The organism is Williamsia sp. Y721 (assembly GCF_059683565.1).
On sequence record NZ_JCASNH010000004.1, the window covers coordinates 595,733 to 616,836 of the forward strand.

General features: G+C 64.5%; 14 protein-coding genes. 11 read left to right on the plus strand and 3 right to left on the minus strand.

The features are described 5' to 3' along the window. The first annotated feature begins 64 nt into the window (after window positions 1-64). The 8 genes from eccCa to AC56PL_RS22340 all read left to right on the plus strand — a co-directional run bounded on the left by eccCa (window position 65) and on the right by AC56PL_RS22340 (window position 11,143). A complete protein-coding gene (gene eccCa, locus AC56PL_RS22305; protein WP_497155171.1) occupies window positions 65-4,063 on the plus strand; it encodes a type VII secretion protein EccCa in 3,999 nt (1,332 codons plus the stop codon). An 11-nt stretch (window positions 4,064-4,074) separates the two neighbouring features. Beyond that, entirely contained in the window at window positions 4,075-5,325 is a 1,251-nt protein-coding gene (locus tag AC56PL_RS22310; protein ID WP_497155172.1) for a type VII secretion-associated protein, read from the plus strand. 188 nt (window positions 5,326-5,513) lie between these two features. Beyond that, complete coding sequence (rplM, locus tag AC56PL_RS22315; RefSeq protein ID WP_482138295.1) at window positions 5,514-5,957, plus strand: 50S ribosomal protein L13; 444 nt, start codon at window positions 5,514-5,516, stop codon at window positions 5,955-5,957. Then, window positions 5,954-6,493 (plus strand): 30S ribosomal protein S9, encoded by a 540-nt coding sequence (gene rpsI, locus AC56PL_RS22320; protein WP_495517931.1) that lies wholly within the window; start codon window positions 5,954-5,956, stop codon window positions 6,491-6,493. Before rplM ends, rpsI begins: the two co-directional genes overlap by 4 nt. A 101-nt stretch (window positions 6,494-6,594) precedes the next feature. After that, window positions 6,595-7,929 carry a phosphoglucosamine mutase gene (glmM, locus tag AC56PL_RS22325; protein WP_495517930.1) on the plus strand — a complete coding sequence of 445 codons (1,335 nt, stop codon included), beginning with the start codon at window positions 6,595-6,597 and terminating at the stop codon, window positions 7,927-7,929. An 820-nt stretch (window positions 7,930-8,749) separates the two neighbouring features. Continuing rightward, complete coding sequence (locus AC56PL_RS22330) at window positions 8,750-9,064, plus strand: hypothetical protein (RefSeq protein ID WP_495517929.1); 315 nt, start codon at window positions 8,750-8,752, stop codon at window positions 9,062-9,064. After that, the gene (locus AC56PL_RS22335) at window positions 9,057-10,778 is read left to right on the plus strand and encodes a hypothetical protein (RefSeq protein ID WP_495517928.1); all 1,722 of its coding nucleotides are present in this window, start codon (window positions 9,057-9,059) and stop codon (window positions 10,776-10,778) included. The genes AC56PL_RS22330 and AC56PL_RS22335 overlap by 8 nt, the downstream gene beginning before the upstream one ends. Beyond that, window positions 10,775-11,143, plus strand: a complete 369-nt coding sequence (locus AC56PL_RS22340) for a hypothetical protein (RefSeq protein ID WP_495517927.1) — start codon at window positions 10,775-10,777, stop codon at window positions 11,141-11,143. The genes AC56PL_RS22335 and AC56PL_RS22340 overlap by 4 nt, the downstream gene beginning before the upstream one ends. Window positions 11,144-11,184: 41 nt before the next feature. Here the strand turns inward: AC56PL_RS22340 and AC56PL_RS22345 are convergent, their stop codons facing one another. Next, the gene (locus AC56PL_RS22345) at window positions 11,185-12,042 is read right to left on the minus strand and encodes a dienelactone hydrolase family protein (RefSeq protein WP_497155173.1); all 858 of its coding nucleotides are present in this window, start codon (window positions 12,040-12,042) and stop codon (window positions 11,185-11,187) included. 120 nt (window positions 12,043-12,162) lie between these two features. Here AC56PL_RS22345 and AC56PL_RS22350 point away from each other — a divergent pair, with 120 nt between their 5' ends. After that, entirely contained in the window at window positions 12,163-13,575 is a 1,413-nt protein-coding gene (locus AC56PL_RS22350; protein WP_495517925.1) for an alanine--tRNA ligase-related protein, read from the plus strand. A 129-nt stretch (window positions 13,576-13,704) separates the two neighbouring features. Here the strand turns inward: AC56PL_RS22350 and AC56PL_RS22355 are convergent, their stop codons facing one another. After that, complete coding sequence (locus tag AC56PL_RS22355) at window positions 13,705-15,939, minus strand: bifunctional lysylphosphatidylglycerol flippase/synthetase MprF (RefSeq protein ID WP_497155174.1); 2,235 nt, start codon at window positions 15,937-15,939, stop codon at window positions 13,705-13,707. 109 nt (window positions 15,940-16,048) lie between these two features. After that, window positions 16,049-17,335, minus strand: coding sequence for an alpha/beta hydrolase-fold protein (locus tag AC56PL_RS22360; protein WP_495517923.1), 1,287 nt, complete (start codon window positions 17,333-17,335; stop codon window positions 16,049-16,051). Between the two features lie 459 nt (window positions 17,336-17,794). Here AC56PL_RS22360 and glmS point away from each other — a divergent pair, with 459 nt between their 5' ends. After that, a complete protein-coding gene (glmS, locus tag AC56PL_RS22365; RefSeq protein WP_495517922.1) occupies window positions 17,795-19,657 on the plus strand; it encodes a glutamine--fructose-6-phosphate transaminase (isomerizing) in 1,863 nt (620 codons plus the stop codon). Window positions 19,658-19,675: 18 nt separating this feature from the next. Next, window positions 19,676-21,097 carry an NAD(P)H-hydrate dehydratase gene (locus AC56PL_RS22370; RefSeq protein WP_497155175.1) on the plus strand — a complete coding sequence of 474 codons (1,422 nt, stop codon included), beginning with the start codon at window positions 19,676-19,678 and terminating at the stop codon, window positions 21,095-21,097. Window positions 21,098-21,104 lie beyond the last annotated feature (7 nt).

The following is a 21,104-nucleotide window of genomic DNA, read 5'->3' on the forward strand; positions in this document are numbered from 1 at the left end:
GATGTGCGGCCAGGGGAGCAAGTTTGATGTTCAGGGGTGGGGTTTTGAAATCCATGATGTCGCGATGACTGCGGGCACAACCGAGGGTTTTGTCCGTCGAGCGCGGGTGCCGGCACCGCGGACGCCGGGCGGTGAGGTCAATCTTCAGGTGCCGCCGGATGTACCGCGGGTGGTGCCGGGCAATCTCCTGATGAAGATGATGCCCGTGGTGATGGTGTTCGCCGTGGTGGGCATGATCGCGATGATGTTCGTGACCGGCGGGCGCAACATGTTGTCGAACCCGCTCTTCATGATGTTCCCGATGATGATGCTGATGTCGATGTTCGGCATGTACGCAGGTGGGGGCAACCGCGGCGGCAAACGGGCTGCTGAACTCAACGAAGAGCGCAAAGACTACTTCCGGTACCTGTGCCAGGTCCGCGACGAGGTCCACGAGACCGGCGCCGCGCAACGCGACGCACTCGAATGGAGTCATCCCGAACCCGCGGCCCTGCTCGGTGTTGTCGGCGGCAGGCGAATGTGGGAACGCCGCCGCGGCGACAACGATTTCGGCCACGTGCGGGTCGGCGTCGGATCGCAGCGCCTCGCGACCCGCCTGATGCCGCCGGAGACCGGACCCCTCGAAGACGTCGAGCCGGTGTCGGCGGTGGCCCTGCGGCGCTTCGTTCGCACGCATTCCGTGGTGCACGGCCTGCCGACCGCCGTCTCGCTGCGCGGATTCCCGGCCATCAACATCGAAGGGGCCAGACAGGAGACCCGGCAGCTGGCTCGGTCGATGATGCTGGAACTGTGCGCTTTCCACGGTCCCGACCAGCTCATGGTCGCGGTGGTCACCGCCGACCCGGCCGCCGAGTCGTGGGATTGGTGCAAGTGGCTGCCGCACGTCCAGCATCCGTACGAACGTGACGGTGTCGGTTCGGTACGGATGATCTACCGGTCTCTGGCAGATCTCGAGGACGACCTCGCCACGGATCTCCTCGAACGTGGCCGATTCTCACGGTCGGCGCCACCGGCCGCGGGCCGGGCCCAACTCGTCGTGATCATCGACGACGGTCATGTGACCGGCGACGAACGGATCGTCGGGGACGCCGGCATGGAGGCGGTCTCGGTCCTCGACCTGTCCGCGCCACCGGACGGCCTGGCGGTACGCCGCGGTCTGCAGTTGGTGGTCCGGGACGGAAAAGTGGGTGCGCGCAGTGCATTCGGTGTCGAAGAGTTCGCCGACATGGACTCGTTGAGCGTCCCGGAGGCAGAGGCCTTCGCCCGCACGATGGCCCGCTACCGCCTGGCCACCGCCGCGCAGATGGTCAGCCTGGAGCAGGAGGTGTCGCCGACCGATCCCGGACTGATGAACCTGCTCGGCATCGGTGATGCGACCCGCCTTGACCTGCGCAGTGTGTGGGCACCGCGCACCGCCCGCAGTCGCCTGCGGGTTCCGATCGGCTACTCGGTGAACGGGACACCGGTCGAGATCGACATCAAAGAGGCAGCCGAGGGCGGCATGGGCCCACACGGGCTGTGCATCGGTGCCACCGGTTCGGGCAAATCGGAATTCTTGCGCACGCTGGTCCTGTCGATGGTGGCCTCGCATTCACCCGAGGCGCTCAACCTCGTTCTGGTCGACTTCAAAGGCGGCGCAACATTTTTGGGTCTCGACGCCGCCCCCCACGTGGCGGCGGTGATCACGAACCTCGAAGAAGAACTGTCGATGGTCGACCGGATGCGCGATGCACTCTCCGGTGAGATGAATCGGCGCCAGGAGCTCTTGCGATCGGCGGGCAACTTCGCGAATGTCGGTGACTACGAACGGGCCCGGGCCGCAGGCGCCGCCCTGGAGCCGATGCCCGCACTGTTCATCGTGGTGGATGAGTTCTCCGAACTGCTGGCGCAAAAACCGGACTTCGCCGACCTGTTCGTCGCGATCGGTCGGTTGGGCCGTTCGCTGCACATCCATCTCCTGTTGGCGTCGCAGCGGCTCGAAGAGGGCAAGATGCGGGGCCTGGACAGTCACCTGTCGTACCGAATCGGTTTGAAAACGTTCTCTGCCAACGAATCGCGATCAGTGCTGGGTGTACCCGATGCCTACCACCTGCCGAATGTGCCGGGTTCGGGATATCTGAAATGCGATTCGGCCGAACCGATCCGCTTCAACACCTGCTATGTCTCGGGTCCGTACACACCGCCGGTGTCGGCGATCGATGCGGTGTACTCACCGACCTCGGGCGGTAGTGGCCGGCTCAAGATGTTCACCGCAGGCCGGGTTCCGCTCGACCCGGTGACAGTGCCCGAACCGGTTCTGCCGGAGGAGGTTCCAGAACCCGTGAGCGCCGCACCGAAGCGGACGTTGCTGGAGACCGTGGTCGGTCAGATCGAGGGGCAAGGCCTGGCCGCGCACGAGGTGTGGCTGCCGCCGCTGGATGAGTCACCGACGATGGACGCGCTCGCCCCGCACTGGCAGACGCCACAGACCGGCAGGCTCGAGTTCCCGTTGGGCATCGTCGACCGTCCCTATGATCAGCGTCGCGATGTCCTGACCATCGATGTCTCGGGTTCGCGCGGCAACGTGGCGATCGTCGGCGGTCCGCAGTCGGGCAAGTCGAATGCGGTGCGCGCCTTGATCCTTGCCGCTGCGGTCACCCACAGTCCCGAACAGGTGCAGTTCTACTGCCTGGACTTCGGTGGCGGATCGCTGGCCGGGATCGCCGGGTTGCCGCACGTGGGTTCGGTGGCCGGACGTGCCGACATGGACGCGGTCCGCCGGACGGTCGCCGAGGTCGCAGCCCTGGTCCGGCAACGCGAACTGCGGTTCGCGGCGCTCGGGATCGAGTCGATGCGGGACTTCCGGAACCGGCGCAGCGCCGGAGACCAGTCGCTGTCCGAGGACGTCTTCGGTGATGTGTTCCTCGTCGTCGACGGCTATGCCGTGATCCGCGGGGAGTTCGATTTCCTGGAAGAGCAGATCAACAGCATCGTTGCGCAGGGTTTGTCCTATGGCGTCCATGTGATCGTGACCGCGGCCCGGTGGGCCGAGGTCCGGCCCGCCATCAAAGACCTGATCGGCAGCCGCCTCGAACTCCGCCTCGGCGACCCACTCGATTCGGAGATGGGACGCAAGGTCGCCGGGCTCGTCCCCGAGGGCAGGCCCGGGCGTGGCCTGACACCGGAACAGCTGCACATGTTGGTCGCGTTGCCTCGCACCGACTCCGAGACCGGCATCGAGTCGCTCAGCGGTGCACTGGCCGACACCGTCGCGAAACTGTGTGCGGTCTATCCCGGCCGCAAGGCCATGGTGGTCCGCAAGCTCGCATCTCACCTCGATCGGGCGGACATGCTCGAGCGTGTGCGTGAGCGCGGGATCACGCTGACGCCGAAACAGGTTGCCATCGGTGTGGGTGAGGCCGAATTGGCCCCGGTCATCCTCGATTTCGGGGCGCAGCCACATTTCATGGCCTTCGCGGACGTCGAGCACGGGAAGACGACGTTGCTGCGGAACATCGTTGCCGGTCTCGTCGAAAACGGCACCGCCGAGGAGACCAAGATCGTCCTCGTCGACTACCGGCGGACCATGCTCGGTGTCATCGAGTCGGATCACCTGGCCGGATATGCGAGTTCCGCGCAGACCCTGGCACCGATGGTGAACGAGTTGGTGGCCTTCTTCACCGCCCGGATACCCGGTGAGGACGTGACGCAACAGCAGCTGCGCGAGGGCAACTGGTGGTCCGGCCCGGATGTCTACATCGTGGTCGACGACTACGACATGGTGGCGACAGGGAGCGGGAACCCGTTGATGCCGTTGGTTGACCTTCTGTCCTCTGCCCGCGACATCGGATTGCATCTGATCGTCACCCGACGGTCGGGCGGTGCGGGGCGGGCTCTGTTCGACACGATCATCGGGCGCCTCAAAGACCTGTCGACCGACGGTTTGCTGATGAGTGGTGACCGGGATGAGGGGTACCTGCTTGGCCGGGTCCGACTGCAGAAGTTGGTACCCGGTCGCGGCGAACTCGTCTCGCGGTCGCGGCCGCAGGAAATGATCCAAGTCGCCTATCTGCCACCGCTGTGAACGAGAACGTGGTGAACAGGAACCTCGGAGATACCGGCGTCGGTATCCGGGCGACCGTGGCCGACATCGCCTACGACGAGTTCGCGGTCGGTGCGGGCGGCAGCGCCACCCCCATCGCTTCGATGGTCGCCGGCATCGACGGCGCGGGTGTCACGATCGAGGGTCGGCGGGTGCACACCACCGAGGCGTGGTCGCGGTTGTTCGCCGAGTTGGACGGGATCGGGCCGGTGACGCTGACGTACCCGAGCACGTGGGGCCACCGGCGAACCGAGATCCTGCGCAACGCGGCACTCGCGCACTGCAGTCAATTGGAACTCGTACCGCGCGCGGTGGCGATCGTCCGTTCCCATCTCGACTCGGCAGCCCAGTGTGTGGTGGTGATCGAGGTCCACGGGCGCAGCGGGTCCGGGAGGCGGATCGATGTTCATGAGCTGTGGTCGTCGGCGGCCGGGCCGCAGATCTCATCGACCCGGGTACTCACCGATCCCGATGGACTACCCGAACTGCTGGCCGATGTCGTTGACAACCGCGTCGAGGCGATTCTGGTCGACGGCCGCGAGCAGGCTGCGGTGGCCGCGGTCTGTCGTAGCGCCGAAGCATCGACCATCGTCGGCAGGGTTCTGACGGTCGACCGGTCACTGTTGCGCCGATTCGGTGGCGCCGAACTGCCTCCCGCACCCATCGACGACGGCCCGCCACCGGTCAGAGCGCGGAGCCGGCGCCGCGTCGTCGCCGCCGTCGTGGCCCTGCTGGTGGTTGTGGCGGCGGCCGTTGGCGTCGGTATCGCGGTGATGAGGGACGGTGCGTCGGCGGCGCCGGTGGCCGAGGCCGATCACACGGTCCAGCTCGGTCGCGTGAGTCTGACGGTTCCTGGTGGGTGGCGGAGCAGCAGTGAACCGCCGGTCGAAGGCGTTCTCTCGCGGACGACATTCGCCGCGGCGGAGAACGACAGCCGTCTGATCGTCCTGCAGAACACGGTGCGCGACACCTCTACACTGGCCTCGGTCGCGGTGAGCCTGCGCAACCGCATCGATCAGCGCGGTGACGCGGTGGTGCAGGAATTCTCCGCGAGCACGCAGTTCGCAGGCCGCGAGGTGATCGGTTATCGCGAGGTCCCGGTATCGGGTGGGGCCATCCGCTGGTATCTGACGGTGGAACGGGGACTGCAGGTCAGCATCGGTTGTCAGACCGGATCGGCGGGCGAATCCATCGACGCGCAGTGCCGCACGGCGGTCGGATCGGTACGGATCGCGCCACGCTGAGCCGAACCGGACTCGACCGCTGGTCGGAGGCGTTTTGACCATGATGACGCCCGAGCGGTACTGTTGTTCGTTGGTGCGCGGCCGCCTGGTTTACCGGGCGAGTCGAGGCCTGGGTCCCCACTGGTCGCCAGGGCAACCTCTGCAACGCACCTGACCAGCTCCATTTCACCGAAACGACAGGACTTTCTGTGCCTACGTACACCCCGAAGGCGAGTGACATCACGCATGCGTGGCTTGTCATCGACGCCACTGACGTGGTGCTCGGTCGCCTTGCCGTGCAGAGCGCCAATCTGCTCCGCGGCAAGCACAAGCCGACCTACGCCCCCCACATGGATGGTGGCGACTTCGTCATCATCATCAACGCCGAGAAGGTTGCCATCAGCGGCAACAAGCTCGACGACAAACTGCTCTACCGCCACTCGGGTCACCCGGGCGGCCTGAAGTCCCGCACCGTCGGTGAGACCCTGGCCACCCGTCCAGAGCGCCTCGTCGAAAAGGCGATCATCGGGATGCTCCCGAAGACCAAGCTCGGTAACGCCATGGCTTCCAAGCTGAAGGTGTACGCCGGACCCAACCATCCCCACGCGGCTCAGCAGCCCGTGCCCTTCGAGATCACCCAGGTTGCCCAGTGACGGCGCCGGAGGAGCAAAACGTGTCCGATCAGACCGAAGCCGAAGTTGTGGCTGCTGAAGTCGTCGAGGCCGAGGTCGGCGCCGATGACTACACCGTGGACGAGGCTGTTGCCGAAGAGGTCGTCGCCGCCCGTGCGCCGATCGAGTTCGATCGCCCGGTCCAGACCGTTGGTCGCCGTAAGGAAGCTGTCGTTCGCGTCCGCATGAGCCCCGGCACCGGCGAGTTCAAGCTCAACGGCCGCAGCCTGGAGGAGTACTTCCCCAACAAGGTGCACCAGCAGCTGATCAAGGCCCCGTTTGTCACCGTGGAGCGCAACGATGCATTCGACATCTTCGCGAACCTGCATGGTGGCGGCCCGTCGGGACAGGCAGGCGCGCTGCGTCTGGCCATCGCCCGCGCACTGATCGAGGTCACTCCGGACGATCGCCCGGCCCTGAAAAAGGCCGGCTTCCTCACCCGTGACCCACGTGCAGTGGAGCGCAAGAAGTACGGCCTGAAGAAGGCCCGTAAGGCTTCGCAGTACAGCAAGCGCTGATCTCTTTTCAGTCGCGAGAATTATCGAGCTCGTCTTGACCACAGGCAGGCGTTCAGAAATCTCTGGACGCCTGCCTGTGTGCATGGAACCAAAGGAACGTAATGGGGCACCTGTTCGGCACGGATGGTGTTCGGGGACTGGCCAACGCCGACCTGACTCCGGAACTGGCACTGTCGCTGGCACAAGCCGGAGCGCGAGTACTCGCGAATGGATCCACATCGACCGGACGCCCGGTTGCGATTGTCGGCCGTGACACCCGGGCATCGGGAGAGATGCTCGAGGCAGCGGTGTGTGCCGGGTTGACCGCAGCAGGTGTTGATGCCCTGCGCGTCGGTGTCGTGCCCACACCGGCCGTTGCATACCTCACCGATCACTACGACGCCGCATTCGGCGTCATGATCTCGGCTTCCCACAATCCGATGCCCGACAACGGGATCAAGTTCTTCGGCCCTGGTGGCCACAAGCTGGCCGATGCGGCCGAGGACGCCATCGAAACAGCGCTCGACGCTGCCGTGCCGCGTCCGACCGGGGTGGATGTTGGGCGTGTTCGCGACGCCGACGACGCCCTGGATGTCTACCTACGGCACCTTTCCGGGATGGTCGAGTCGAACCTGAAGCCGGTGACAGTGGTGGTCGATTGCGCTCACGGTGCCGCGTATCTGGCCGCCCCGCGCGCGTACCGCGCCGCCGGTGCCACGGTGATCGCGATCAGTGCCGATCCAGACGGTAACAACATCAATGATGGTTGCGGTTCAACGCATCTGGACCAGGTTCAGGCAGCGGTCCGCGAATACGGTGCCGATCTCGGACTGGCTCACGACGGCGACGCCGATCGGTGCCTGGCAGTGGACGCCGCCGGTGAGATCGTCGACGGCGATGCCATCATGGCGGTGCTCGCGACATCCATGAAGGACGCAGGCACCCTCAAGGACAACACTCTCGTCGCGACCGTGATGAGCAACCTCGGGTTGCACCAGGCCATGACGGCGGCCGGAATCGCAGTGCGCACCACCGGTGTTGGTGACCGATACGTACTCGAAGAACTCCGCGCCGGTGGGTATTCCCTCGGTGGCGAACAGTCCGGCCACGTGGTGATCCCTTCGCACGGCACCACCGGTGACGGCATCTTGACCGGTCTGGCGCTGATGGACCGCATGGCGTCCACCGGCAAGTCGCTGGCAGAGCTGGCGTCGATCATGCACGCGCTGCCGCAGGTGCTGATCAATGTCCGCGTGGCCGACAAGAACGTTGTGGCACAGGCCGCGTCGGTGAAACAAGCTGTTGCACTGGCCGAAGGCGAACTCGGGACCACCGGACGCGTGCTCCTACGTCCGTCAGGGACGGAGCAGCTGGTTCGGGTGATGGTCGAGGCCGCCACCGCCGAGCAGGCCCGGTCTGTTGCCGAGCGGATCGCCGCGGCGGTCGGGGCGGCCTGATCGTCCGAAGCCTTCGGTGCTGGCTCGATGCGGTGCACATGCAACTGCTCGACGCGCCCGCAGGCATCTGACAACAGGTGTGACTTGAATCACTGTTTTTTGAATCGCGCTACTTGTCTAATCCCCATGTGAATTCTTTGAGAAGTATTTCTGGCGTCGCGGGGTATTAGTCGAATCAATGTGGTTGGGCGCCTCTGTTCATGCTGGTAGTTGGCATGGAATGGAATTGGCGGCCCCAGTACTGGGGTCACGGTAGTGGGGTCTCCTGGCGTCGGGATCTGTTTTGGGCATTTGGGATATTTGCCAATGTGAAATTTCTTTAAACATTCGATTGGCATCATTTATGCCTCTGACCTGCGTAGATACACCCGATAGCACTTGCGCAAGAAATTTTTGGGTGAACAGAACTTTATCCTGGGGTTGGTCGTCGCCGGCGTTGTCACCGAGGTTTTCGTTATGACAGACATGCCCGACTGTGGAATGCTGTTAGCGGGAAATGTTTGAGAAGAAATGCTTTTCCCGAATCGTCAGGTCGCGCAGGTGGCCGTGCTGTCACTTCTACGAAGGGATTCAATATGGGATCGTCTATCGACATTGATGTGCTGGAGATCTTTCAGTTCCTGATCGACAACGCAGCGTTTCTTGGTGTCTTCTTCGGCTCTTGAGCTGAGGTAGGGCAAGAGCCTGCCGTGATGTCCGCGCCCCGTGTATTCGGGGCGCGGACATCGCTGTTTCTGTGGGATGGACCCGGCGCAGCAATCGGCAGTCGATCAGGGAACCTCACCGCAGGACGGCACGTCCAACCTGGTGGGAGGTCAGCATGGCAAAACAGACCTGGATCGATCCGTCTGAGGTCCGGCGAGTCGGTGGCATCTTCGCCGACACCGCGCGATCAGTGGATGTCGCGTGCACCGGGTTGGGGGATTGCGACTTCGGTGCCCAGTTGGGCCGCCGCTACGCCCATCACGAATTGGCCTACTCCGCAGGTCTGTTGGCGTTGGCGCAGAGCCTGAGAATGCTGGCGCAATCGGCGCGGCAGTTCGGCGACGGCCTGGTTGGTGCGGCCGACACCTTAGACAGACAAGACACGAACAATGCCGATTCCTTCGGCGATGGGGAATCCCGGTATGGGTAGGGGACCGGGCGCCGGTATGAGCCTGCAGTCCGAACTCGCTGCGGCGCGCGAGGCGGCCGAATCCGCTCTGGAGTTCTTTTCGCATGTCGCACCATTGGCGCAGCGGCTGGGGATGACCGACTTCCCCGAGTTCTCGGTGTTCGAAGGGCGCTTCTGCCAGAACGACGACCTGCACACGGCCCAACTGCGCGCCGATGGTGTTGTGGTGCAACAACTGCACACAACCGTGGCCTCTGCGGTGGAGGTCCAGAAGCAACAAGAGGGTGTTCTGGCCGACGTGTGGCCGGATGGGTCCGGGATCGTTGCGCAAGAGCAACTCCGATCAATGCTTCCCCGTGCCGAGGCCGATCTCGTGGGGATCGCCGGGATCGGCGCGGGCATGTTGGTCGCGGCCGATTGCATCGATGTCGCACGCTTCACCCAATACAGCTGTATCGCCGTGATCGACCCGGACCGTCTCCTCGGTGTTCCGATTGCCTTGTGGCTGAAGATGAAGACATCGTGTTTTGCGCACCACACCGAACTTCGGGCGGCGATCACCGCCGCCGTCGAGCTGTTCGGGACGGCTGTGAGCACCTGCGACGACGCCATCGAAGCGATTCTGTCGGGTTTGTGTAGCGCCATGGCAGCGGTCGGCGGCGCCGACCATCCCGCCGAGATCTCCGGCACCGGCGGCGAACTCAAATGTGAGGGCGGGACCGCAGATCGGGGCGGTGACGGTGATGGGCCTGCTGCAGGGGCCGCAGAGTCGAACCGAGGCGGGGTACAGACGGTCGCGGGTCAGGGCGAGGGAGGCGCGGCAACGGCCGGCTCAGCCCTCACCTGGCCGGCGGCCTCGGGGGCGCTGGTCTCGGGGGCGGCCCCGGTTTCGACCTCCACCTTTTCCGGCGGTGAGAGCGTTCTCCCAGCTGTTGCCGGCACACCAGATGTGTCCGGTGCTCCGGCGCCCGGCGTCTCGGCGTTCTCGGGGGAGGCCGCAGCCGAACTGCTGGGTCCGCTGGTCGGCGTCGTCGGCACAATTGCCGCCGCCGCGGTCACCGGTCTGGCCGAAGCGATCAGCACAGTGCTCGCTCAGGAGGGTGGGCTGTCAAACGCCGTGCCGGTCGATCCGGGGCCCGCGGAAGAATCGGCCGAATCCGACGGTCGGACCGGATCCGGCAGCGCTGCCGCCTCGATCACGCTGGGCGACAAAATCATCGAGATCAAGGCGGGTCCCGATGGTGCGTCGGTGAGCCTGACGGTGACCGGCGCCGGCGGCGATACCGACAGCCATGTGCTCGAAGTGCGCCCCGATGGTTCGATCGCAGCGCCGGAGTCGACGCCAGGCCTGGCAGGTGTCGGGGATCGGGAAGGCGGGGATCAGGGCAGCGCCACCGCAGACGAAACGGCCACCGCAGAAGAAACGGCCACAACAGGAGACGCGGCCATCGAACCTGTCGATCCGACGTTGCAGTCGTCTCCGGATACCGCCATCATGCCGCCTGCTGTGGCGCAAACCCCGTGCCCGCCCGCCGAGTCGGGATCGCAGACCTCGGTTCCGCAGGCGACACCTCAGGCCGTGCCCCGTCCGGTGCCGGACGTCGGACGGACCACGCCCGGAGTCGGTGACATCTCGCCGAACGGGGGCACGCCGGTGTCGCCGCAATCGTCACAACAGGACGACGGGTTTCCACCTGCCGAGGACGGTCAGTTGGCGTTGGCGGGTGACCAGTGAGCGTTGCAGACCTGTTCGATGAGATCGTTTCCGAGGCAAGGCGTAAGACCGCCTCCGCGACAAAGAATTACGAGCGGCACGTGGCCGTGCTCGGTGAACGGGTACGGGTGCAGGCCGCCGACGATCGGCATCGCCGGGGTGTGACGCGCGAGTCGGTCACGCAGGGCGGGGCGATACTCCTGCCCGCCGACGACATCGACCTCAGTCCGCACAGCCCCATCCCTGCTGCTGCGTCATCGATGACCGCAGGGCTTCATGAAGGTGCTGACGACAAGGTCAGTGACGACCGGGCCGCATCCGGAGACGGTCCGGTCGACACCGGCGTCGGCTCCTCGTTCGAGAACGGTTGGCTGACCGACCGCTGACCGAACTGCTCGCCCCGTCGGCTTACTTACGGAGCAGCCGCTTACTTACGGAGCAGCCGCGTGAGTGGATCGATCACATCTTCGGTGCCCGGCGGCAGTGATTCGGGATCGACCGTGAGGAGCTTGCCCAGTGCGGCCTCGGGATCGCTGAATGCCGAGTAGGTGTTGTCCGAGGTCAGCTGATGGAGCAGGAAACCGGTGAGGACGCCGCGGGTGGCTCGCTGGGTGGCTCTGCTGTTCCCGCCGGCACCGAGTACCCCACGCACGCTGAATCCCTCGGCCAGGCCGCGGTTGTCGGCCTTCGGCACCATCCGCAGAACGGCTTGGCTCTCGGCAGGCAGAGCGCGGCGCAACGCCAACGCATTCGAGGTCATCGACTCGAGCTCACCCGGCGCGGTCAAGATCATCGTCGGGATCTTGATCGCCTCTGCAGCCGGGAGCACCGCCTTGCTGGTCGGTGCCGGATACAACGCGGCCAGCGCCTTTGCGCGCTCACTCCGGGAGGCGGCGAGCGTGGCCGCGCCCGCGCCGAAACCGTGGCCGACAAATCCGAGGCGATGCTTGTTCACGGTGATGTCGCCGGTACCGAGGCGGACCTCGCTGATCACACCCAACGCTGTTTCGAGATCGGCGGCCAGTCCCTCGTCGGAGCCGAGCACGCCCTTCTCGGTGGACGGCGCGGCCGCCACGATGCCCCAGGACGCCAGATGTGCGAGCGTCTTGTAGTACTGCCTGGCACCGGTCAGCCAGCCGTGCCCGAACGCGATGCCGGCGAGGTCTTTGCCCTGGGCTGGTGTGTAGATGGTTCCGGGGAGCCCGATGATCGCCATGTCGCCGCGCAGGACCTTGTGCGGTCCCGTTCTGGACAGCTGCGAGAGAAGCTTCTTGGGATTGGCCACGATCTGACTCTAGGTGATCGCGGCGACCAACGGCAGTAGGCCGCCGCCTAAAGAAAGCAAGTTGTGCCCAGAGTGTCGATTCAGCGCGCATTTGGATCGGGATATTGGGAGAGTTATCGAATGGATGCCAACAAAATCCGCAGTGCCTACCTGTCTTTGATGCAGGAAAAGGGCCATGCCCTGATCCCGCGGTCTCCACTGGTACCGCAGGACGACCCCACCACATTGTTCACCGGCAGCGGTATGCAACCACTGTTGAAGTATCTGCTCGGCGAGGAGCACCCGGAAGGCAAACGCCTGGCCGATTCGCAGACCTGTTTGCGCTCGCAAGACATCGAGGAGGTCGGCGACAACCGGCACACCACGTTTTTCGAGATGCTGGGCAATTGGAGTCTTGGTGACTACTTCAAATCCGAACAGATACCCCAGTTCTGGCATTTCCTGACCGATGTCGTCGGTCTCGACCCGAGCCGCATCTACGTCACGGTGTTCGCAGGCGACCCGGAGAACGGCATCCCGCGCGACGACGAGAGTGCCGACATCTGGACCGAGTTGTTCACCGAGGCCGGGGTTTCGGCGGATCGGGTGGTACTGCTCACCGAGGAACAGGGCAACGAACAGGGCAACCAGGGCGCACGGATCGCCTACTACAGCGACAAGAATTGGTGGTCGCGTTCAGGTGGTCCGGAGACGATGCCGGTGGGTGACCCCGGTGGTCCCGACAGCGAGGTTTTCTACTATTTCCCGCAGGTCGAGCACGACACCGCATTCGGAAAGTACCCGCACCAGAACTCCGACGGCGGGCAGTACATGGAAATCGGTAACTCGGTCTTCATGCAATATGCGAAGACCGAAGACGGCTTTGCCCAATTGCCCAAGCGGAACGTCGATTACGGCGGTGGTCTGGAACGGATCGCGGCCGCGGCGATCGACAGCCCCGACGTATATCGGATCAGCCTGCTATGGCCGATCATCGAGAAGATCGAAGAGCTCACCGCGAAGTCGTACGAGGACAATACTGTTGCGATGCGCGTGATCGCCGACCATATCCGCGGTGCGGTTTTTCTCGCTGTCGACGGCGTGGTCCCGTCGAACAAGGAGCAGGGGTACGTGATGCGGCGTCTGCTGCGTCGTGCGATCCGGTTCGCCCATCAGCTCGGGGTAGAACAGAACCTGCTCACCCAACTCGTCCCGGTGGTGGCCGACCTCTATACGGAGGCCTACCCCGAGGTGGCGGATCGACGCGACGTGGTGATTGCGGTTCTGGAGAAGGAAGAGCGGTCGTTCCGCCGGACGCTGGGCAAGGGCCTGCGAGAACTGAAGCGGTTGGGCAAGACCGGCGAAACCGTCACCGGCGACGACCTCTTCAAGCTCTCGGACACTTTCGGATTCCCCGTTGAGTTGTCGGCGGAGGAAGCCGTGACCCGTGGACTGCCGCTGACCGAAAACTGGCGCGTGGAGTTCGACGACGCCATCGAGGCGCAGCGCGCTCGTTCGCAGGCCTCGACCAAGCTCGGTGCCGGGACCGCATAGGGCTGTTGCGAGGATCGTGGATCGGTGGCCAGTGCCCGCTTCTGGTGGGCCTGGCCACCCGATTCCGGGCCGAGGCCGGCTTCGTCCGGCGCCACCGCACCCCCGTCGGGGATGCGGCGGCCGAACCGACTACTCCCTGTTCGTCGCCAACCTGAGCATCTGACCAGGGGTGGCGTTGGGGAGATACGCGCGCGTCAACGCGATTCCGATACGGGGCAGGTCGCCCTCGTCGCGGAAGCACATGTAGACCGGCTCGTACCGGGGCTGGAACTTCATCTTGAACGCGTGCAGGGAGCGGAATCCGTAGAACGGTTCCATCGCCGCACCCAAGGTGTCGAGGAGACGGTCCATGGCCTCGGCATCGCCTGATTCGTTCTCCGCCCGCGCCAATGGGGCACCCGAGAGCGAGAGGATCTGTGCACCTTCGGCTTTGAACGCCAGCGCGGAGCTGGCGATGAGGAACTCGATGCAGGGACGGAAGCCGTCGTCGCGGCGGCGCATCACGTCGAGCGTCCACCCGCGCATGGTGCCGTCGGGTCCGAAGACCGGCAGCCAGGAGAGCACACCGTGTATCGATCCGCTCTCATCGGTGGCCAGCGCGATGCGGACCTCGGGGTCGAGGGCTTCCTCCACGCTGCCAAGGGTGAACCCCATCTCGGGGAGATCCTTGTCGCCGACCCATTCTTCGGAGATCGCACGGACCTGCGCGAGCACCGCAAAGGGTTCGTCCTTCAAGGTGGTCAGTTTGAAGGTGATGCCTTCCTTCTTCGCCCGGTTGATGGCAGACCGGATGTCCTGCCACGGTTTGCCTTTGAAGGCCAGCGTCGGCAGGTCGATGATGGTGTCTTCGGCGATCTGCAGTGTGCGCCAGCCCATGTCGCGGGCGACGGTGGCGGTGTTCTCACTGACGGAGAACCAGAAGGGGATCCGGCCGCTGTTCTCGGCGAGGTCGGTGAACTCGCGGACCGTCTCGGTGAGTTTGTCCGGTGCGCAGACCGGGTCGGCGAGTGCAACGAGGGTTCCGGCGGGACGCTGGTATCCGATGACGCCCGTGCCGTCTTTCGTGAAGGCGTAGCGGTTGTTCTCCCAGGTGATCATCCAGCTCATCGTGCTGCCGCCGTGTTCTTTCAACAGCGTCCGGACCTGCTGCGACGGATCCGGTCCACCGTTCCCGGCCATCACCTTTCGGCTGTTGAACGGGACGGTGAAGGCGTAGCGGCCATTGAACAGCAGGATCAATTCCACGATCCAGAGCAGGCCGGTTCCCACGGTGACCGCACCCTGGCCGACATACGACGAGGTGATGAGGGCAACGATGACAAAGATGAGCGCGGCAACGTACAACACGCCGTAGACCACGGTGATCCACCACGCCCACCGACGCCCGCGACGTAACTGATCGGCGATGAGCAGCACGACCAGCATGGTGACGATCGATCCCCAGCTCAGCTTGTCGGTCGAGTCGGTGGGACCAAACGGTCCGTCTCCCGGGAACAGTGCAACCGCGATGTTCACGACACCGATCAGCACCAGGCCGAGGAAGCTGATCATCCTGATCTCTTGCCGGGTGCGCGGCATCACGCCCGATTCGTCACGGCTGAAGAGCTTTTCGCCGACGATCAGCATGACAGTGACGGCGATCAGGTGTGAGACGTCCGCGAGGGTCCCTTCGAAGAGGAACGAAATGGCCACGTAGGCAAGGAGGATCGCTCGGGCCCGCAAGCGCCACGGGGATCTCAGGCAGGCGGTTGCCGCGGCCACGGATGCGACGACCGCGGTGCTCACACCGACGTCGCGGACCTCGGACAGGCCATCGACCCAACGCCAGGATGCCGGCAGGAAGATTGCGATGAAAGCAATCGCACCCAGGATTCCGACGAGTTGGCCGACAACCGCGACAACTGCCACCCGCAGTGTGCCCAGCAGCCATTCGGACCAGCCGACGAAGATCGCAAGCAGCAGGACGATGCTGAGGTATCGCAGTGGGTGCAGTCCGAAGAGTGTGCCCGACAGGGGCGTCCACCATTTGCCCTCGGTCAGCGGCTGATAACCGTACGCGACGTCGGCGAACCAGCTCTTGTCCTCGACCGTCTCCCACAGTGCCCCCGTGGCGATGCCCAGCACGAGAATGACCGAGATGAGCGCAACGGTGAACGGGACCCTGCGGATCGTCTGTCCGACCACCCCGACAGCCTTGACGACTGCCGACGGTGCCGCAGGTTCAACCGGGAGCTGCGGGGCAGCCGGTTGTGGCGCAACTACCGTCTGTGCGGCGGTGGTGGCGTTGGTCGCCGCCGGCTCGGTGGTGGCTGCCGCCGGCTCGGCCGGTGGTACCTCGTCGCTGGGGGTCTCGGGCGTGCTCATCGGCACCTTTCGTTTCGTGTCACCGGACGCGTCCGGTGGGTGGCGGGCCTCAACGGAACATCCGGCGAGATATGCCGTCCATCGCGTTTTGGAATGATTGTCGTATGTCTCACGGCAGACCGAGCCGCTTTCCGAGCCAGGGCATTTCCTGCTTCAGACCCGCTGACCACACTGCAAACGAGTGACCGCCCGGCACGGTGCTGAAATGCACGTCCATCCCGGCGGCCTTCGCGGCTTCGTAGACCTGCATCAGTCCGGGCCGGTATTCGGCGTCGTCTTTGCCCACCACAAACGCGCCTGCCACGCCGGGGTACTGCTTGGTTTTCATCAGGTCCATGGGGTTGACGGCAACAAACTTGGCTTCATCTCCGCCGAAGGCGGCGTCGACGGTCTGTTTCCGGTTGCCCAGTGTCGGTTCCAACTGGCCGGACAGGTCGATGAACGTCGGGTAGATCTCCGGATAGTTGGTGGTCATCTGGAGCGAGCAGGTACCGCCGTATGAGAGTCCGCCGATGGCCCAGGCCTTCGCGTCCTCGTCGACCTGGAGGTTCTGTTTGATCCAGTTCGGGACATCCTGCGAGAGATAGGTCGCGACATTGCCCAGTTTGGAGTCCATGCACAGCGGGTTGGCCAACGCACTGCCAGTGGCGTCGGCCACAACCACGATCGGCGCGAGCCCGTTGTTCTGCTTCGCGTAGTTGTCCATGGTCTCGGGCAGTCGGCCGCCGACGAGCCAGTCTTCGGGCGATCCCGGTTGTCCGGCCATCAGGACCAGAACAGGAAGCAGCGGGCGCGGGTGGGAGAAATAGGCCGGCGGCAGATAGATCTTGGCCGGACGCGCAGTGAAACTCGATGCCGTGGGAGGAATTGATGCGGTGCTGATTCTGCCTTCGGTGGGCAGATCGTGAGGGTTCTTCCATTCCTTCGGATCAACGGTTTTGAGATCGTTTTGGCCTGCTTCTTCAAGAGAAATCGTCTTGAAGTGGTTGATGCCGAAAACCGATCCGACCGTGGGGTATTCGCTGAAATGTTCGTTGATTGCAGACAGCGGCATAACAATCGCGAATATGGCCGCCAGGACTGTGATGACTCTGCCGACGCGACCGCTTCCCATGACCAGTCTGGGGATGAAGACCAGCGCCGCGAACACAGCCACACCGCCCCAGATGTAGCAATTCGTGGGCACCGCGTCGGAAAAGAGGGTCCAGACATCCTCGATCAGCCACTTGGACAGGAGTACCAGCGCCACCGCGATCGCGGCGGCCACCGGCACCACCACCAGCAGGTATTTCTTCTTGAAGAACAGGATCAGCCAGGCAAGTCCGGCGAATCCGGCGATGTCGATGATCCATGGCAGCGCGCCATCGAGAACCGATAGGTCCCAGAGCCAGTTCATGCTTGTTCCTTCAAATGCTGGTGATCGCCGACGCGGGGGAGGTCACCGCTTATGGAAAGGTACCCGCAAAAATGCCCGAATAGGGTGTTTGAGAAGGGAATTGGAGCAAATATCAGCTCATCATTCGCGGAAACAGAGCGTTGCCGAAGAATCGTTGATTCCGGTGAGGAAAGGGATTGCAATCGGAGATATCAGGATTGATATCCAACGACGTCGAGGGTGCCAATAGAATTGGCGACCAGTGGTGGAGGACATACGAATCGAACGTATCGAGGGCGTCCCAACCGACGCATCCCCCTTGACTCTCCCGGCGCTTTCGCTCCGTGATCTCCAAGAGTTCGCTTACTGTAGCCCGGAATGTCGTTTCCTGTCACGCCGAAGCGGAGTTTTGGTTTCGCAAATCTGGTTCTGCTTGCGGCAATTCACTCCTGCCGCAGGCGGCAAGTACCCTGTAGCACTATGTGTGGAATCGTCGGATACGTGGGAAGACGCGATGCTCTCGAGGTTGTTGTCGAGGCGCTGCGGCGGATGGAGTACCGCGGTTATGACTCGGCCGGAGTCGCGATTCTGGACGGCGCGGGCAACGCGGCAGTCGAGAAGAAGGCCGGTCGCCTGGAGAACCTCGACAAGGAACTGGCCTCCATCGGGCGCGAGTCGTTCACCGGTACGACCGGCATCGGGCACACCCGGTGGGCCACCCACGGTCGGCCCACCGACCGCAACGCACACCCGCATACAAGCATCGACGGCAAGATCGCGGTGGTCCACAACGGGATCATCGAGAACTTCGCGGCTCTGCGTGGCGAGGTGGAGCAGGCCGGTATCGAGTTCAGTTCCGATACCGACACCGAGACCGCTGTGCACATGATGTACCTGCAGTACTCGTCAGGACCCACCGCCGGCGACTTCGTGGCCAGCGCTTATGCGGTCCTCGCGCGGCTCGAAGGCGCATTCACGCTCGTGTTCACCCACGCTGATCACCCCGACACGATCGTGGCCGCACGCCGGTCGACACCGCTGGTCGTGGGTGTCGGGCAGGGCGAGATGTTCGTGGGTTCCGATGTGGCGGCATTCATCGAGCACACCCGCGACGCCGTCGAACTCGGTCAGGACCAGGTGGTGGTCATCACGGCCGACAGCTACCTGATCACCGACTTCGAGGGGAACGTCTCGCCCGGTAAACCGTTCCATATCGACTGGGACCTCGCCGCCGCGGAAAAGGGTGGCTACGACTACTTCATGCTCAAGGAGATCGCCGAGCAGCCGCAGGCGCTCGCCGACACCCTGCTCGGTCACTTCGAGAACGGGCGCATCGTCCTGGACGAGCAACGACTGACCGATGACGACCTGCGTGACATCGACAAGGTCTTCGTGGTGGCCTGCGGTACCGCCTACCACGCCGGATTGCTGTCGAAGTACGCGATCGAGCACTGGACCCGACTGCCGGTCGAGGTCGAACTGGCCAGTGAGTTCCGGTATCGGGATCCGGTGCTGGACCGCTCGACGCTCGTGGTGGCCATCTCGCAGTCGGGGGAGACGGCCGACACCCTCGAGGCGGTGCGGCACGCCAAGGATCAGAAGGCCAAGGTGCTGGCGATCTGCAACACCAACGGCGCTCAGATCCCTCGCGAATCCGATGCCGTCCTCTACACCCACGCCGGCCCCGAGATCGGCGTCGCATCGACCAAGTGTTTCCTCGCGCAGATCACCGCGACCTACCTGGTCGGACTGGCGCTGGCACAGGCCCGCGGTACCAAGTACCCCGACGAGGTGGCCCGTGAGTTCGCCGCACTCGAAGCGATGCCCGCCGCGGTCAGCAAGGTGCTCGACTCCATGGAACCGGTTCGCGACCTCGCCCGCGATCTCGCCCACTGCGGCACCGTGCTGTTCCTGGGCAGGCACGTCGGCTACCCGGTGGCGCTCGAGGGCGCACTCAAGCTCAAGGAACTCGCGTACATCCATGCCGAAGGGTTTGCCGCTGGCGAACTCAAGCACGGCCCGATCGCGCTGATCGAAGACGAGCTCCCGGTGATCATCGTGATGCCGTCCCCGACCGGGCGTGCGGTGCTGCATTCGAAGATGATCAGCAACATCCGTGAGATCCAGGCACGTGGGGCGACCACCATCGTCATCGCCGAAGAGGGCGACGAATCAGTGGTGGATGTCGCCGATCACCTCATCCGGATCCCACAGACACCGACCCTGCTCCAGCCGTTGGTTTCGACTGTGCCACTTCAGGTATTTGCGGCCGCGGTCGCGCAGGCCAGGGGCTATGACGTCGACAAGCCTCGCAACCTGGCCAAGTCTGTCACCGTCGAGTAGTTCGGGGGTTCTGCGGCCATGATCAACTACTTCAGCGCCGAACAGATCCGGGTGGCCGAGGCGGCCACCGGCGATCTGCTGTCCGGTGGTGTGTTGATGGGCCGGGCTGCGCACGCGGTCGCCGGAGTGGTCGCCGCCGAACTGAAATCCCGGGTCGGTGGATGCTATGGCCGTGTGGTCGGGGTTGTCGCCGGCTCTGGTGACAACGGCGGCGACGCGCTCTATGCCGCTGCCGAGCTCCGTCGTCGCGGCGTGCAGGCGCAGGCGGTACTGCTCGGGGGCGATCGCACCCATGTCGGCGGATTGGCCGCGTTTGTCACGGCCGGTGGTGTGGTTGTCGAAAAGTTCTCCGACACAGTCGATCTGATCATCGACGGAATCGTTGGCCTCAGCGGAACCGGACCATTGCGTCCGGCGGCCGCGGAAGTTCTGGCCGCCTCGGATGCGCCCGTCATCTCGGTGGACATCCCATCAGGGGTCGAGGCCGACACCGGGTTCGTCAACAGTCCTGCCGTCAAGGCGGCGGTCACGGTGACCTTCGGGGCAGCGCGGATCGCGCACGTGATGGCGGCAGCGCAGTGCGGCCGAGTCGTGGTGGCGGACATCGGTATCCATACCACCGGGTCAACGGTCGGTCAGCTCACGGACGACGACGTGGCGGCGCTGTGGCCGATTCCCGGGCCCGCGGACGACAAATACAGTCAGGGTGTGGTCGGGATCGTCGCCGGATCTGCCCGCTATCCGGGTGCCGGAGTGCTGTGTACCGGGGCCGCGGTGTCGGCGACGTCGGGCATGGTCAGATACGCCGGAGGCGCCGGTCCGAACGTGTTGGCGCGGTATCCCGAAACCGTGGTCTCCGATGAACCGGAGAACGCCGGGACCGTGCAGGCCTGGGTGGTGGGTCCCGGCGCCGGCACAGACGACGTCGGGCGCCGGCGGCTGGAGTACGTCCTGTCGACCGATCTGCCGGTCCTGATCGACGCCGACGGACTGACATTGGTCGCTGCGCACCGCGATCTGGTGACAGGCCGCGATGCACCGACCCTGTTGACCCCGCATGCCGGGGAATTCGCCCGTTTGACCGGAGCTGCGCCCGGGCCGGACCGGATCGCGGCAGTGCGTGAACTGGCCACCGACCTGGGGGCGACGGTACTTCTCAAAGGTCGTGCCACGGTGATCACCGGGGCCGACGGCCTGGCCCTGGTCAACGACGCGCGGTCGTCGTGGGCGGCGACCGCGGGTGCCGGAGACGTATTGTCCGGTATCGCGGGCAGCCTGCTCGCGGCCGGAATCGATGCATCGCTCGCCGGCGCCGCCGCGGCCCGGGTACACGCGTTGGCTGCGATCACCGCATCGGGCAACAGGGCTCCAATCGGGGCATCTTCCCTGGTCGACGCCCTGTCGCCGACCTTGCGTGAGTTACTCGGTGGCCGCAGGTGAAAGAATG